Genomic DNA, 16,230 nt, shown 5'->3' with positions numbered 1-16,230 from the left:
ATGTTGTGGCCAGGGACTCTGATCGGAGCCGGGGCGGGCTTTGCCATTGCCAGCATTCCGGGGGCCATGTTGGGCGCGTTGCTGGGCCAGGCGCTGGACCGGCGCCTGGAGCTGCAAAGCTGGGCTCAGTTACGCGAGCGCCTCGGCGGTCGGCCGGCGCTGCGCAATGACGCATTGCTGTTCGTGTTGCTCGGCCGCCTGGCCAAGAGTAATGGCCGGGTAGTGGACGGGCATATCCAGCAGGCGCGCCAGGAAATGCGCTCGCTGGACATGTCCGAGCCGGCCCAGCGCCGTGCGATTGCCGCGTTCAATCGCGGCAAGTCCGGCTCGGACCGGGTGCGCAGTTATTTGGGCGTGCTCAAGGCTCAGCCTCACGCGGCGGAAGGTGTGCTGCGTGCCTGTTGGCGCATGGCCTGGGCGGACGGCAAGGCCAGTAGCGCCGAGCGCGAGTTGATTGAGCAATGGGGCAAATGGCTGGGTTGGACCGTGCAGCAGATCCGGGCATTGGCGGCTGACTACGAGCCAGAGCGCAAACCGTTGGCCAATCGTGGCGGGGCCTATCAGGAGGCGCTGCGGATTCTGGGGGTGACCTCGACCACTGAACCATCGGTGATCAAACGCGCCTACCGGCGCCTGCTCAGCCGGCACCACCCGGACAAGATTGCTGGCAGTGGCGCCAGTCCCGCCCAGGTGCGCGAGGCGACCGAACGTACCCGCGAGCTGCATAACGCCTATGCGCTGATTCGCGAAAGACGAGACTTTCGCTAGCAGAAGCAGGAGCCGCTGTTTTTTATGGTGTAAACCGGATCAATTGTGGGAGCGGCGGTGCGACGATTCGACTTGCTCGCGAATGCGGTGGATCAGTAACAGATACAGTGACTGACTCACCGCATTCGCGAGCAAGCCCGCTCCCACATTTTACTCTCCAGTGTTTTTGAGATTTACGATCAGTCCCCGGGATTTTGCGGGCTCAGCCAGCCGCGAATCCGGCGGTACAGTTGTTCTTGCCCGGCCTGGCTGTTATCGGGGAAGGCCTTCAACGACACCTGCTTGTAGCTGTCATTCTTCAAACGCTTGCTGGCCTGGGAACGTTCCTGGGCCGCTTTGCGTACCAGGGCGTTGTCCTGGTAGAAAAAGTCTGCCGTGGCCACCTTCAGTTTCGGTGCCAGTTGTTGCAGGTCCGGGGCACGGCCCACCGGGGTTTGTCCGGCCACCATCACAAATTTCTGCACCTGCGCCGGTTGTTTTTCACTCAGGTAGCGTGCTGCCCACCAGGCGCCGGTGCCATGGCCCAGCAGCACAATGCTGCGGGCATTCTGGGTCTGGGCGAAGGCGAGGGCGGCGTCGATGCGCGCGAAGATTCGCGTGGCGTCGGTCTTGTCTTGTTCATCGTTGCCCGGAACCACGGCCGGGTCGGTGCCTTCAGCTTCGGCGCTGGCGGCTTGCTCCACGGGTTTGGCGACGGTGCTGGCGTCTTTGCTGCTGGTGTCCACGGCCGCCTTGGGCGATTCGATGACCCGGGGTGGCAGCGTGTCCAGAGTCAGGTCCGGCAGCGACAAGCTCAGGGTGCCCCAGGCAGCGTCCGGCAATTTCTTGCGCAACGGACCGATTGCTTGAGGCCAGTCAGCACTTTCGCCGTTGCCCGGGACGATAATCACCACGCCTTCAGGCTCGCCGGTGTTGGCCGGCTTCCACAGGGCCAGGAAAGAATCGCTTCCCGCCTGCAACTGTTGCTGTTCCTGCTGCGGGATTTGTCGCTCCAGGGCGTTGGCTTCTTCCTGGCTGCGCTCCGGCAAGGGCTGGCGTACCACCGGTTTTTCCGGGGCGGGAGCGGGAGTGTCGGCAGCCTCGACACAAAAGGCGCTGGTAAACAGCAGCGACAGGCACAATGCTGGCAGTGCCGAACGGTGGGAAAGTGGCATCGTTGAATTCCGGCCAGAAGTGATTCCGGCAGCCTAATGGGTTGGTCAGTATTTGTCAGTGATATGAGACGTGGATCATGGGTTTTCGCTACCTGCTGGTTATCGGCTGTTTATGCTTTCCCTTGATTGCGGGCGCCGTGCCTGCGCCTGCCACTCACCAGGCGCAGCTCGATGCCGGCCAGCGTGAATGGCTCGGCCACCATCCGGACCTGCGGGTCGGCCTGGTATTGCAGGCGCCTTATGCCCAATACGATCGGCGCTTGCAGCGGCTGTCCGGAGCCAACGTCGAATTGATGCAGTGGCTGGCCAAGGCGCTGAACATCGAGCTGACCTGGCGCAACTTTCCCAACCAGGAGCAACTGGAGGCGGCGGTGCGTGAAGGTGAGGTCGACCTCGCCCCCGGCCTACTGCAAACCCCGGCCGGTCTGCGTTTATGGTTGTTCTCTGATCCGTATATGCGCGTGCCCCAGCACATCGTCGGGATCCGCGACGGCGGCACATCGGTAGACCTGGAGAAACTCGATGACCAATCCCGCGTCGCCGTGCGCATGCCCAGCGCTGTGGCGGATTACCTGCGCAGCACCTACCCGAGCCTCAACCTGCAAGGCGTGCCCATGGAGCGCCAGGCCCTGCAATTGCTGGTGAGCCAGCAAGCCCGGTATGCAGTAGTGGATGAGGCGCAATTGAGCCGGTTGTCTGGCGAAACCGAGTTCGCCGGTCTTGCCGTGGTGGGCGATATCGGCCTGCCGCAATTGTTGCGGGTGGCAACGCGGCGCGACTGGCCAGAGCTGGCGGAGATCATGCAAAGCGCCCTGCGTGCGATTCCCGCCCGCGATCTGGACCAGTTGCACACACGCTGGCTGCAGCCCAAATACCCGCGGGTGACCGAGTCGCCCGGTTTCTGGCAAAACCTCACTCTGTTGTTGGGGCTCTTATTGCTCGCCAGCCTGGCCGTGGTGTTCTGGCAGCGCCGCCAGCAACGCGGCCTGGAACACAACCTGCTGGCCGCCCGGGAAGAAAGCGCCGCCCGCGCGGCCGGCGCCGAAGCCTTGCGCCTGACTCAGTTCTCCATCGATCAAAGTACCGTCGGCATCCTCTGGGTCAATTGGGACAGCCATGTGCGCTACGCCAACCAAGCAGCAGAAACCATGCTCGGCTACGTTCCCGGCGCCCTGATCGAGCGACCGCTGATCGAATTCGATCCGACTCTGACCATGGACCGCTGGCTCAACCTGTGGAAACGCGCGCGGGCCAGCGAAGACGGGCCGCAGAGTTTTGCGACCAATTGCCTGCGTGCCGATGGCAGCGTATTGCCAGCCGATGTGTCCCTGAGTTTCCTGCGCTTTGCCGATGGCGAGTACCTGGTGGTCTACCTCAACGATGTCACCGAGCGTCGCCGGGCCCTCGCGGCCTTGCAGGAAAGTGAAGCGCGCCTGCAAGGGATTGCCGCCAATGTGCCGGGGCTGGTGTTTCGCCTGGAGCGTTTGCCCCGCAGCGAGGCGATCGAGTTCGCCTACATCAGCCAGGGCAGCGAGGGCTTGGTCGGGTACGCACCGGAAGTGCTCAGCCATCCGGCCATGGGCATTCGCAGTCTGGTGCATCCCGACGACCGCGCCAGTTATCACCGCACCCAGGACCAGGCCATCGAGACCGAGAGCAATTGGGCCTGGCAGGGCCGCATCCTGACCCGCCTGGGCGAGCAGCGCTGGGCCGATATCAAGGCCGTGACCCGGCGCCTGGAAGACGGCGCCGTGGTCTGGGACGGAATTGTCTGGGACATCAGCGAGAGCAAGCGCATCGAGCTGGAGCTGGACGCCTCCCGCGCGCAACTGCGGGAATTGTCGGCGCACCTGGAAACCGTGCGCGAGGAAGAGAAGGCCCGCATCGCCCGAGAAGTGCACGACGAACTGGGGCAGATGCTCACCGTGCTCAAGCTGGAAACCTCGATGTGCGAACTGACCTACGCACAACTGGATCCCGGCCTGCACGAGCGGCTGAACAGCATGAAGCGCCTGATCGCCCAACTGTTCCAACTGGTACGCGATGTGGCCACCGCCTTGCGTCCGCCGATTCTCGATGCCGGGATTGCCTCGGCGATCGAATGGCAGGCCCGGCGTTTCGAAGCCCGGACGCAGATTCCCTGCCTGGTGCAGGTGCCGGATAACCTGCCGTTACTGAGCGACGCCCAGGCTATCGGCCTGTTCCGTATCCTGCAGGAGGCACTGACCAATGTGATGCGCCATGCCCAGGCGCATACTGTCGAGCTGACGCTGGTGGTGGAGGGCACGCACTTGCGGCTGACCATCAGCGACGATGGCACAGGTTTCGTGCAGGCCCCCGGTCGACCGGTATCGTTTGGCCTGGTGGGCATGCGCGAACGGGTGTTGATCATGGGCGGGCAACTGAGCCTGGACAGTGAGTTGGGCGAAGGCACTACCCTGAGCGTGACGGTGCCGCTGGATTGATAACCAAAAGAAGAGGACATCCACAGTGATCCGTGTACTGGTAGCTGAAGACCACACCATCGTTCGCGAAGGCATCAAGCAACTGATCGGCCTGGCCAAGGACCTGCTGGTGGTGGGCGAGGCGAGCAATGGCGAGCAGTTGCTGGAGACCCTGCGCCACGTGCCCTGCGAGGTGGTCTTGCTGGACATCTCGATGCCTGGCGTCAACGGCCTGGAAGCCATCCCGCGGATTCGCGCGTTGAACAATCCTCCGGCGATCCTGGTGCTGTCGATGCACGACGAAGCGCAAATGGCCGCCCGTGCGCTGAAGGTCGGCGCCGCTGGCTACGCCACCAAGGACAGCGATCCGGCGCTGCTGCTGACGGCGATTCGCAAGGTCGCGGCGGGCGGACGGTATATCGACCCGGACCTGGCAGACCGCATGGTCTTCGAAGTCGGCCTGACCGATTCGCGCCCGTTGCATTCATTGCTGTCGGAGCGCGAGTTCTCGGTATTCGAGCGCCTGGCCCAAGGCGCCAACGTCAACGACATCGCCCTGCAATTGGCCTTGAGCAGCAAAACCATCAGCACCCACAAGGCGCGCCTGATGCAAAAGCTCAACATCACCTCCCTGGCGGAACTGGTGAAGTACGCCATGGAGCACAAGCTTCTATAACCGCATATCTATTTGCGACCACTCCCAGGCCTCGGCAGACCCGTTCCCGCCACCTGTAGCTGTCGCACTGTCCTGTGCCCGCCATCCGTGTAGGGCAATCCCTACCCCAAACCTTCCATCCTGCTGATGCCAATCTCTCCGGCCCCCCGATTTCCGCGGGCTTGCGGCTGGACTACGCTTGCTCCATGGCAGTCCAAAACAAAAAGGTGCGGGTATGAGCGAGGTGGATTCAAATGATGTGCTGGTCAGCTTTCGTGGCGTGCAAAAGAGCTACGACGGCGAGAACCTGATCGTCAAAGACCTCAACCTGGAGATTCGCAAGGGCGAATTCCTGACCCTGCTCGGGCCGTCCGGGTCGGGCAAGACCACCAGCCTGATGATGCTCGCCGGCTTCGAAACCCCCACCGCCGGCGAGATCCAACTGGCCGGCCGCTCGATCAACAACGTGCCGCCTCACAAGCGCGACATCGGCATGGTGTTCCAGAACTACGCGCTGTTCCCGCACATGACCGTCTCCGAGAACCTGGCATTTCCGCTCTCTGTACGCGGCCTGAGCAAGACCGACATCAGCGAGAGGGTCAAGCGTGTACTGAGCATGGTCCAGCTCGATGCCTTCGCCGAGCGCTACCCGGCGCAACTCTCCGGCGGCCAGCAACAGCGGGTGGCCCTGGCCCGGGCGCTGGTGTTCGAGCCGCAGCTGGTGCTGATGGACGAACCCCTCGGCGCCCTCGACAAGCAACTGCGCGAACACATGCAGATGGAGATCAAGCACCTGCACCAGCGCCTCGGCGTGACCGTGGTGTACGTGACCCACGACCAGGGCGAAGCGCTGACCATGTCCGACCGGGTGGCGGTATTCCACCAGGGCGAAATCCAGCAGATCGCCGCGCCGCGTACGTTGTACGAAGAGCCGAAAAACACCTTCGTCGCTAACTTCATCGGCGAGAACAATCGCCTCAATGGCCGCCTGCACAGCCATACCGGCGACCGTTGCGTGGTTGAGCTTGCGCGCGGCGAAAAGGTCGAGGCGCTGGCGGTGAACGTCGGCCAGGTCGGCGGTCCGGTGACCCTGTCGGTACGCCCGGAGCGCGTGAGCCTTAACGGTTCCAGCGAAAGCTGCGTCAACCGTTTCTCCGGGCGCGTGGCCGAATTCATCTACCTGGGCGACCACGTGCGGGTGCGCCTGGAAGTCTGCGGCAAGACCGATTTTTTTGTGAAACAACCGATCGCCGAGCTGGACACAGCCCTGGCGGTCGGCGACGTGGTACCGATTGGCTGGCAAGTCGAGCACGTTCGCGCGCTCGACCCACTTCTAGAGGCGAATTGATCGCCCCCTTGCTTCACCAACCTCGCACGTGGAGAGCACAACAATGTTGAGATCCCTGAAATATTCCGCCTTGGCTTTAAGCTTGATGGGCGCGACACAGGCCATGGCGGGCCCTGATTTGACGGTCGTGTCCTTCGGTGGCGCGAACAAGGCGGCGCAGGTCAAGGCCTTCTACGCACCGTGGGAAAGCGCGGGCAACGGCAAGATCGTCGCCGGCGAGTACAACGGTGAAATGGCCAAGGTCAAGGCCATGGTCGACACCAAGAGCGTGTCCTGGGACCTGGTGGAAGTAGAGTCGCCGGAACTGTCCCGTGGTTGTGATGAAGACATGTTCGAACCCCTGGACCCGAAGCTGTTCGGCAACCCGGGCGACTATGTGAAGGGCGCGATCCAGCCGTGCGGCGTGGGCTTCTTTGTGTGGTCCACCGTGCTGGCCTACAACGCCGACAAACTCAAAGCAGCACCAGGCGGCTGGGCAGATTTCTGGGACACCAAGAAATTCCCGGGCAAGCGCGGCCTGCGCAAGGGCGCGAAGTACACCCTGGAATTCGCCTTGATGGCTGACGGTGTGGCGCCGAAGGATGTGTACAAAGTGCTGGCCGGGAAAGATGGCCAGGACCGTGCGTTCAAGAAACTTGATGAACTCAAACCGTATATCCAGTGGTGGGAAGCGGGCGCCCAACCGCCGCAGTACCTCGCTTCTGGCGACGTCGTGATGAGTTCTGCCTACAACGGCCGGATCGCCGCCGTGCAGAAAGAAAGCAACCTGAAAGTGGTGTGGAACGGCGGGATCTACGACTTCGACGCCTGGGCCATTCCGAAAGGCCTGGCCAAGGACCGTGCTGAGGCGGCGAAGAAATTCATCGCCTTCTCGGTGCAGCCGCAGCAGCAGAAGACCTACTCGGAAAACATCGCCTACGGCCCGGCCAACATCCAGGCGGTGCCGTTGCTGGCGAAGGACATCCTGAAGGACATGCCGACTACCCCGGAAAACATCGCCAACCAGGTGCAGATCGACGTGAGCTTCTGGGCGGATAACGGTGAGCAACTGGAGCAGCGCTTCAATTCCTGGGCTGCCAAGTAACCACCGCACCCAGGGTGAATGGGCTTTTTGTGGCGAGGGGGCTTGTCCCCCGTTGGGCTGCGAAGCGGCCCCAAAACCAGCCACCGCGGCCAGTCTGATAAACCACGGTGGCTTTACTGGGGCTGCTGCGCAGCCCAACGGGGGACAAGCCCCCTCGCCACAGGTGTGGGCCCTCACAGGTCTGCATTCTTTTTTACGATCCGGAGTTCGCCATGGCCATCGCCATTCCCAGCCCCACCCTGAAACAGCGCCTGGCGCGGGCCGAGCGGCTCAACCGCTGGAAGGCCCAGGCCTTGATCGCGCCGCTGGTGGTGTTTTTGCTGCTGGTGTTCCTGGTGCCGATTGTGGCGCTGCTCTACAAAAGCGTCGGCAACCCGGAAGTGGTGGGCGGCCTGCCGCGCACGGTGGTAGCGGTAACCGCTTGGGACGGTCGTGGCCTACCGGGCGAGCCGGTGTACCAGGCCATCAGCGAAGACCTGGGCGAAGCCCGGAAAAACTCGACCCTGGGCGACCTCTCAAAACGCTTGAACATGGAACTGGCGGGCTATCGCAGCCTGCTGACGAAAACCGCGCGGGCGCTGCCGTTCACCGAAGCGCCTGCCTCTTATAAAGAAGCGCTGGAAAACCTCGACGAGCGCTGGGGCGACCCGGCGTACTGGCAGGCGATCCGGCGCAACACCAGCAGCCTGACGCCTTACTACCTGCTGGCCGCCGTCGATCATCGCATCGACGACCTCGGCGAAATCGCCCCGGCCACTCCAGACCAGGCGATCTACCTCGATATCTTCGCCCGTACGTTCTGGATGGGCCTGGTCATCACTGTGTGCTGCCTGCTGCTGGCCTATCCGCTGGCTTACCTGCTGGCCAACTTGCCGGCGCGGCAAAGCAACCTGCTGATGATCCTGGTGCTGCTGCCGTTCTGGACCTCGGTGCTGGTGCGCGTGGCAGCCTGGATCGTGCTGCTGCAGTCCGGTGGTTTGATCAATAGCGCGCTGATGGGCATGGGCCTGATCGATAAACCGGTGGAACTGGTGTTCAACCGGCTCGGCGTCTACATCTCCATGGTGCACATCCTGCTGCCGTTCATGATTCTGCCGATCTACAGCGTGATGAAAGGCATCTCGCCCACCTACATGCGGGCGGCGATTTCCCTGGGTTGTCACCCGTTCGCCAGCTTCTGGCGCGTGTACTTCCCGCAGACTTATGCAGGCGTTGGCGCCGGCTGCCTGTTGGTGTTCATTTTGGCGATCGGCTACTACATCACCCCGGCGTTGCTGGGCAGCCCGAACGACCAGATGGTCAGTTACTTCGTGGCCTTCTACACCAACACCAGCATCAACTGGGGCATGGCCACGGCCTTGGGCGGCTTGCTGCTGCTGGCCACCGTGGTGCTGTACCTGATCTACAACTGGCTGGTGGGCGCCAGCCGCCTGCGCCTGAGCTAAGGAGACCGTAGCGATGCTGAGCCCTTATATGTCGCCCGTGGAACGGGTCTGGTTCTACAGTTTGCGGATTCTCTGCGGCATGATCCTGTTGTTCCTGATCTTGCCGGTGCTGGTGATCATCCCGCTGTCCTTCAACAGCGGAAGCTTCCTGGTTTACCCGCTGCAAGGTTTCTCGCTGCACTGGTACCAGGACTTCTTCGGCTCGGCGGAATGGATGCGCGCCTTGAAGAACAGCATCATCGTCGCCCCGGCGGCCACGGTGCTGGCGATGGTATTCGGCACGCTGGCGGCGATTGGCCTGACGCGCGGGAATTTCCCGGGCAAGGCGTTGGTAATGGCCCTGGTGATTTCGCCGATGGTGGTGCCGGTGGTGATTATCGGCGTGGCGAGTTACCTGTTCTTCGCGCCGCTGGGCCTGGGCAACAGCTTCTTTTCGCTGATCGTGGTGCACGCGGTGCTGGGCGTGCCGTTTGTGATCATCACGGTGTCGGCGACCTTGCAAGGGTTCAACCATAACCTAGTGCGGGCGGCGGCCAGTCTGGGGGCGTCGCCGCTGACGGCGTTTCGCCGGGTGACCTTGCCGCTGATTGCGCCGGGGGTGATTTCCGGGGCGCTGTTTGCCTTTGCCACCTCGTTTGATGAAGTGGTGGTGACGCTGTTCCTCGCCGGGCCCGAGCAGGCGACCTTGCCCCGCCAGATGTTCAGCGGCATCCGCGAAAACCTCAGCCCTACCATTGCCGCAGCGGCGACCTTGTTGATCGCCTTCTCGGTGGTGCTGTTGCTGACCCTGGAATGGCTGCGCGGGCGCAGTGAAAAACTGCGCACCGCCCAAGTCTAAAGCCAGATAGAGATCAAAATGTGGGAGCTGTGCCTATTCAGTTGCTGAATGCAAGACAACCAGCCTAAGTCAGCTACTCTTGTGCCAGCCCATAACTGATAAGAGGCCGCGCACATGAGTACTTCCTCATTCAAGATCGCCCACAAACTGCTCACCGGCCCAGGCGCCATCGAGCAACTGGCCGCCGAGCTGACGCGGCTGGATGTCGACAACCCGCTGATTGTCACCGATGCGGCGCTGGTCAAATCCGGCACCGTAGCCCTGGCACTGGCGCACCTGGGCGATCGGGCCTATGAAATTTTCGACCGCGTGCTGCCCGACCCGGAAATCGCCATCGTCGAAGACTGCATGCGCGTCTATCGCGAAGGCGGGCATGACGGCCTGATCGGCGTCGGTGGCGGCAGTGCCATCGACATCGCCAAGAGCGTGGCGGCCTACGCCGGTTACCACGGCGCCCTGGCCGACCTGTTCGGCGTGGACCAGGTGCCCCGCAAAGGCCCGCCGCTGATCGCGATTCCCACCACCGCCGGCACCGGTTCGGAGGTGACCAATGTGGCGATTCTGTCGGACAAGGTCGCGCAACTGAAAAAAGGCATTGTCAGCGATTACCTGCTGCCGGACGTCGCCCTGATCAGCCCGCAAATGACCCTGACCTGCCCCCGCAGCGTCACTGCCGCCAGTGGTGTGGACGCCCTGGTGCACGCCGTCGAGTCCTACTTATCGCTGAATGCCTCGCCGATCACCGATGCGCTGGCACTCGGTGCGATCAAGTTGATCGCCAAGGCGTTGCCCAAGGCCTACGCCAACCCGGCCAACCTCGAGGCCCGCGATGACATGGCCACCGCCAGCCTGATGGCCGGGATGGCGTTCGGGAATGCCGGCGTGGGCGCGGTGCATGCCTTGGCGTATCCGCTGGGCGGGCGTTTCAACATCGCCCATGGCGTGAGCAATGCCCTGCTGCTGCCCTACGTGATGCACTGGAACAAGCTGGCGTGCGTGGAGCGCATGCAGGAGATTGCCCAAGCCATGGGCGTGAATGTCACCGGGCTGAGTACGGTGGATGCGGCGGACCAGGCAGTCGATGCGATGACGCGACTGTGTGCCGCAGTCGAGATCCCGTCCGGCCTGCGCAGCTTCGGTGTGCCTGAAGACGCGATTCCGGCCATGGCGGTCGAAGCCGCGGGGATCGAGCGCCTGATGCGCAACAATCCGCGCAAGCTCAGTGCCGCGGATATCGAGAAAATCTACCGGGCCGCTTACTAATCATTGAGCGAGGTCACGGTGCGCGCGGCAAAGCATGAGGTATACAATGCGCGCCATCGTGATTTAGCTCAAAAAGGTGCGTCATGCAGCCCTTCGTCATTGCTCCATCGATTCTCTCCGCCGACTTCGCCCGCCTGGGTGAGGAAGTGGACAACGTGTTGGCCGCCGGTGCCGACTTCGTTCACTTCGATGTCATGGACAACCACTATGTGCCGAATCTGACCATTGGTCCGATGGTCTGCGCGGCCTTGCGTAAATACGGCGTGACCGCGCCTATCGACGCGCACTTGATGGTCAGCCCGGTGGACCGCATCGTCGGTGACTTCATCGAAGCCGGTGCGACCTACATCACCTTCCACCCGGAAGCCACGCTGCACGTGGACCGCACCCTGCAACTGATCCGCGAGGGCGGTTGCAAGGCAGGCCTGGTGTTCAATCCGGCCACTCCGCTGAGCGTGCTTGAGTACGTGATGGACAAGGTCGACATGGTCCTGTTGATGAGCGTCAACCCGGGCTTCGGCGGGCAGAAGTTCATCCCCGGTACCCTCAACAAGCTGCGCGAAGCGCGGGCGCTGATCGACGCCTCGGGCCGTGATATCCGCCTGGAGATCGACGGTGGCGTCAACGTCAACAACATCCGCGAAATCGCTGCGGCCGGTGCCGACACCTTTGTGGCCGGCTCGGCGATCTTCAATGCCCCGGACTATCAGGAAGTGATCGCCAAGATGCGTGCAGAACTGGCGCTGGCGCGTCCATGAGCGGCTTTGAGCAGCTGTTCCCCGGCAAACTGCCACGGCTGGTGATGTTCGATCTGGACGGTACGTTGATCGATTCGGTGCCGGACCTGGCGGCCGCCGTGGACGACATGCTGCTCAAGCTCGGTCGCAAGCCGGCGGGCATCGAGTCGGTGCGCGAGTGGGTTGGCAACGGCGCGCAGATGCTGGTGCGCCGGGCCTTGGCCAACAACATCGAGGCCGAGGGTGTCGACGATGTGGAAGCCGAGCATGCGCTTGAGTTGTTCAACGTGGCCTATGAAAACGGCCACGAGCTGACCGTGGTTTATCCCGGTGTGCGCGACACCCTGAAATGGCTGCACAAGCAGGGCGTGGAAATGGCCCTGATCACCAACAAGCCGGAGCGCTTCGTCGCGCCGCTGTTGGACCAGATGAAGATCGGCCGGTATTTCCGCTGGATCATCGGCGGCGATACCTTGCCGCAGAAGAAACCCGACCCGGCGGCACTGTTTTTCGTGATGAAAATGGCCAATATCCCGGCCTCTCAATCGCTGTTCGTCGGCGATTCGCGCAGTGATGTGCTGGCGGCGAAAGCGGCGGGGGTCAAGTGCGTGGCCTTGAGTTACGGCTACAACCATGGCCGGCCGATTGCCGAGGAATCCCCGGCGTTGGTGATTGATGACCTGCGCCTGTTAATCCCCGGTTGCTTGGGAGCGGGCGCTGAGATAACGTTGCCCGACGCTGTTCCATCCCCTTCTGGAAATCCCATCGTGGTGGTCACTCGCAAACTCTGGATGAAAGTCATCAAGGCCCTGGCCCGCTGGCGTTGGCGCGCCTGACTGATCCTCGCCGCGCTGCGGCACGTTTGCACACCTGACCGTTAGACCCTCAAGCCACGAGGCACCTCATGATCCGCGAAGAATTCCTGCGTTTGGCCGCTGCCGGCTTCAACCGTATTCCCATGGCCTGCGAAACCCTGGCCGACTTCGACACCCCGCTGTCGATCTACCTGAAACTGGCCGACGAGCCCAACTCCTATCTGCTGGAGTCGGTGCAGGGCGGCGAGAAATGGGGCCGTTACTCGATCATCGGCCTGCCGTGCCGTACGGTGCTGCGTGTACATGACCACCATGTGAGCATCACCCTGGACGGCGTCGAGATCGAAAGCCACGACGTTGAAGACCCGCTGGCCTTCGTCGAAGCATTCAAGGCGCGCTACAACGTGCCAACCATCGCTGGGCTGCCGCGTTTCAACGGCGGCCTGGTGGGTTACTTCGGCTACGACTGTGTGCGCTACGTGGAAAAACGCCTGGGCAAATCCCCGAACCCCGATCCATTGGGCGTGCCGGACATTCTGCTGATGGTTTCCGACGCGGTGGTGGTGTTCGATAACCTCGCGGGCAAGATGCACGCGATTGTGTTGGCCGATCCTTCCCAGGCCGACGCGTTCGAGCAAGGCCAGGCCAGTCTCGAAGCGTTGCTGGAAAAGCTGCGCCAGCCGATCACTCCGCGTCGTGGCCTGGACCTCAGCCGTCCACCGGCGGCTGATCCGGTGTTCCGCTCCAGCTTTACCCAGGATGACTACGAGCGTGCTGTCGATACCATCAAGGAATACATCCTTGCCGGTGACTGCATGCAGGTGGTGCCGTCGCAACGCATGTCCATCGACTTCAAGGCCGCGCCCATCGATTTGTACCGGGCGCTGCGTTGTTTCAACCCGACGCCGTACATGTACTTCTTCAACTTTGGCGACTTCCACGTGGTGGGCAGTTCGCCGGAAGTGCTGGTGCGGGTCGAAGACAACCTGATCACCGTGCGCCCGATTGCCGGCACGCGCCCGCGTGGTGCCACCGAAGAAGCGGACTTGGCTCTTGAGCTGGACCTGCTGAGCGACGACAAGGAAATCGCCGAGCACTTGATGCTGATCGACCTGGGCCGCAACGACACCGGGCGTGTGTCGGAAATCGGTTCGGTGAAGCTCACCGAGAAGATGGTGATCGAGCGTTATTCCAACGTGATGCACATCGTGTCCAACGTCACCGGCGAGCTGAAGGCCGGATTGACCGCGATGGATGCACTGCGGGCGATCCTGCCGGCGGGCACCTTGTCGGGCGCGCCGAAGATTCGTGCGATGGAAATCATCGACGAGCTGGAGCCGGTCAAGCGGGGTGTGTATGGCGGTGCGGTGGGGTATTTCGCCTGGAACGGCAATATGGACACTGCGATCGCGATCCGTACGGCGGTGATCAAGGACGGCGAACTGCATGTGCAGGCAGGCGGCGGGATCGTGGCCGACTCGGTGCCGGCGCTGGAATGGGAAGAGACGCTGAACAAGCGCCGCGCGATGTTCCGTGCGGTGGCGTTGGCTGAGCAGACCCCGCAGGGCTAAATACCGCGAACCTTGTAGGAGCGAGCTTGCTCGCGAAGGACTCATAGGCGCCGCGCGCATTCAGGATGGGCGCGTCATCGTTAACGACCTTCGCGAGCAAGCTCGCTCCTACAGTTATTTTTTGCGTAATCAGAAATCCAGGCTCACCCCGACACTCACCCCTTGCTGGGTAAAGTTGTCATCCTTCCTCACGTTATAGGCCGCATTCAGCGCCAGGTCCTTGGTCACCTTGTGGCTAATCCCCAGGTTCAAGCGATCCGAATTACTGCGTGGCGTGTAGCCGTCCAGTTTGAAATCGATCCCCGGCACGCTGTTGAGTGACATGCCCACCCGCTGCGTATCGTTTTCAAACTCGTGCTCATGGGCCACTTCGCCAAACACCAGGGTTTGCGGAGTGAAGCGGTAGTTGGCTTGTAATCCGATTCCCAGGCGCTTGGAGTCGCGCTGTTGGTCATCAAAGGTCAGCGCGGTGGAACGGGCATCTTTCTCCGAATAACCATTCACCTCGACCCGAGAGTAATCGGCGCTGATGAAGGGCGAGAAGTGCCATTCGCTATTCGGCTCGGCGATGTCATACCCCACGCGCGCGCTCAAGGCCCATAGCCAGCCGTCAGTGTCGCCTTTCTCGGTGCCTTCGCTGATTCCCAGGGCGAACTTGCGCTTGAGGTTGTCGAAGTCCAGTTTGCCGCCGGTCAACGCGGCGTCGGCCCACCAGTGATCTTCCTGATACTGGGCGAACACGGTGCCCAGGTAGCTGTTGAGCTTGTAGTCCGAATCGCTGGCGCCGGCCTCAAGGCTCTGGCGATAGAAGCCTGCTGCCACACCCACGCGCCAGGCCTCGTTGAGTCGGTAGCTGCCGCCTATGTTCAGGTTGTAGCCGCTGCCGTCACCGCTGGCTGAACTGCTTTGATCATCGAAGTCCAGGTGCTGGCCGCCGGCGGCGACGATCGCTCGCCATTGGCCCACGGCCTGCCAGTTACCCGAGTCGGCTTGCCATTGGTTACGCAATTCATCCTGATGGGCGCGCAAGGTGCCCTGGGCCATTTCCGGGAGCAGGGTTATTTCCCAAGGGGCGGCGAGCAGCGAGTAGGCGTAGTCGGCGATCAGTTGCTGGCCGGCCTCGGTCGGGTGGACGGTGTCGTTGTAAATCAGCTTGGTAGGGTCTGGGTTGGTACCGCCGACGCCATACACGGGGTTCCGGCAGGTGGTGCCGCTGAAGCAGGTCTGGTTGAGGTTCTGGTTGGTGGCAAAGCCAAAGCGCCCGGGGTCGGCGAAGGTTTCCTTGAGCAGCAACGGAATGTTCAGCGGGATGATTTGCGCATCGATTTGCGACAGACGCTGCACCAGAGTCTGGTTGAACACGCCGGCCAACGCGCTGACCGTCCCTTGGAGCGGCGTGCCATTGACGGCAGGTGTCAGGCCCAGGTCCGGCTGCATCCACACCATTACATATCGGGCGCCAGCCTGTTGCAGAGCCTCGGCGCTGTTGGCCAGGCGACCGGCTGCGGCCGAGGCTTGACCGGGGCTGAGGACCAGGCCGTCGAGGAAGTCATTGCCTCCGCCGGAGAGAAAGTACAACGCGTTGGGGTCGGCTCGGCCGCCCGTGGATGCCAGGTATCCGGGGCGCGTACGCAACACCTGCCCGGTGTCGCTATCGGTGACGGTGGAGTTGCCGGTGATGGCATCGGAGATCTGCTGGGTGGTGTATCCGCCGACGGCCCAGTTGTTACCGTCTGCCTGGCCTTGCGCGGCGCGCTGCGGCGAGGTGGATGCGTTCAGGTCGCCTGCCGCCACTCCCAGCTTGCCGCCCAATAATGTCGAGGAAATCAGCGAAGTGCTTTCGCCGCTGCCGTCGAAGTACTGCGGGCCGGTGCGGTTGGTGAAGCGATAGGTTGAGCCCGGTGCCCCAGGGTCGGCGAATGTCCCGGCATCGGCCAGGCTGTCGCCGAATACGATCATGGTCGAGTAGGGCGACGGCGCGGCGAACGCTTGGGAGCAAGCCAGGGTTAGCAGGCAGCCGACGAGTGGAGCGAAATAAGGGGTCTTGGTCATGAGTCCGTCCATGCTTTTGTTTTTTTATCAGCACTGTGACTGTAGCGACCTTCCAA

13 protein-coding genes are annotated in these 16,230 nt (G+C 62.4%); 11 read left to right on the top strand and 2 right to left on the bottom strand.

The features are described from left to right. Positions 1-768 carry a TerB family tellurite resistance protein gene (locus SNL23_RS25790; protein ID WP_318304023.1) on the top strand — a complete coding sequence of 256 codons (768 nt, stop codon included), beginning with the start codon at positions 1-3 and terminating at the stop codon, positions 766-768. Between the two features lie 179 nt (positions 769-947). On the opposite strand, the gene SNL23_RS25785 is transcribed toward SNL23_RS25790, so the two are convergent. Beyond that, positions 948-1,922, bottom strand: a complete 975-nt coding sequence (locus SNL23_RS25785) for an alpha/beta hydrolase family protein (protein ID WP_076017902.1) — start codon at positions 1,920-1,922, stop codon at positions 948-950. Between the two features lie 77 nt (positions 1,923-1,999). On the opposite strand from SNL23_RS25785, the gene SNL23_RS25780 reads away from it, so the two are divergent. From SNL23_RS25780 to trpE, 10 genes are all read left to right on the top strand, one after another. Then, entirely contained in the window at positions 2,000-4,387 is a 2,388-nt protein-coding gene (locus tag SNL23_RS25780) for a PAS domain-containing sensor histidine kinase (RefSeq protein ID WP_318304022.1), read from the top strand. A gap of 25 nt (positions 4,388-4,412) precedes the next feature. Next, entirely contained in the window at positions 4,413-5,042 is a 630-nt protein-coding gene (locus SNL23_RS25775) for a response regulator (RefSeq protein ID WP_076017904.1), read from the top strand. A 214-nt stretch (positions 5,043-5,256) separates the two neighbouring features. Beyond that, on the top strand, positions 5,257-6,369 hold the full coding sequence (locus SNL23_RS25770; RefSeq protein WP_318304019.1) for an ABC transporter ATP-binding protein: 1,113 nt from the start codon (positions 5,257-5,259) through the stop codon (positions 6,367-6,369). 43 nt (positions 6,370-6,412) lie between these two features. Next, positions 6,413-7,453, top strand: coding sequence for an ABC transporter substrate-binding protein (locus SNL23_RS25765; RefSeq protein ID WP_076017905.1), 1,041 nt, complete (start codon positions 6,413-6,415; stop codon positions 7,451-7,453). Between the two features lie 212 nt (positions 7,454-7,665). After that, a complete protein-coding gene (locus SNL23_RS25760) occupies positions 7,666-8,898 on the top strand; it encodes an ABC transporter permease (RefSeq protein ID WP_010167250.1) in 1,233 nt (410 codons plus the stop codon). Positions 8,899-8,911: 13 nt separating this feature from the next. Further along, complete coding sequence (locus SNL23_RS25755) at positions 8,912-9,736, top strand: ABC transporter permease (protein WP_076017906.1); 825 nt, start codon at positions 8,912-8,914, stop codon at positions 9,734-9,736. A gap of 114 nt (positions 9,737-9,850) precedes the next feature. Beyond that, on the top strand, positions 9,851-10,999 hold the full coding sequence (locus tag SNL23_RS25750; RefSeq protein ID WP_318304018.1) for an iron-containing alcohol dehydrogenase: 1,149 nt from the start codon (positions 9,851-9,853) through the stop codon (positions 10,997-10,999). A gap of 83 nt (positions 11,000-11,082) precedes the next feature. Then, positions 11,083-11,757 carry a ribulose-phosphate 3-epimerase gene (gene rpe / locus SNL23_RS25745; protein ID WP_008434441.1) on the top strand — a complete coding sequence of 225 codons (675 nt, stop codon included), beginning with the start codon at positions 11,083-11,085 and terminating at the stop codon, positions 11,755-11,757. Further along, the gene (locus SNL23_RS25740; protein WP_076017908.1) at positions 11,754-12,572 is read left to right on the top strand and encodes a phosphoglycolate phosphatase; all 819 of its coding nucleotides are present in this window, start codon (positions 11,754-11,756) and stop codon (positions 12,570-12,572) included. Before rpe ends, SNL23_RS25740 begins: the two co-directional genes overlap by 4 nt. Before the next feature lie 68 nt (positions 12,573-12,640). Continuing rightward, the gene (trpE, locus tag SNL23_RS25735) at positions 12,641-14,122 is read left to right on the top strand and encodes an anthranilate synthase component I (protein ID WP_318304015.1); all 1,482 of its coding nucleotides are present in this window, start codon (positions 12,641-12,643) and stop codon (positions 14,120-14,122) included. A gap of 129 nt (positions 14,123-14,251) precedes the next feature. On the opposite strand, the gene estP is transcribed toward trpE, so the two are convergent. Next, positions 14,252-16,174 (bottom strand): esterase EstP, encoded by a 1,923-nt coding sequence (estP, locus tag SNL23_RS25725; RefSeq protein WP_318304014.1) that lies wholly within the window; start codon positions 16,172-16,174, stop codon positions 14,252-14,254. Between the last annotated feature and the right edge of the window lie 56 nt (positions 16,175-16,230).

The organism is Pseudomonas sp. SED1 (assembly GCF_034044025.1).
Classification (GTDB): Bacteria; Pseudomonadota; Gammaproteobacteria; order Pseudomonadales; family Pseudomonadaceae; genus Aquipseudomonas.
Note: the sequence above shows the minus strand (reverse complement) of the source record. Positions and strands in the feature narration are given on the sequence as shown.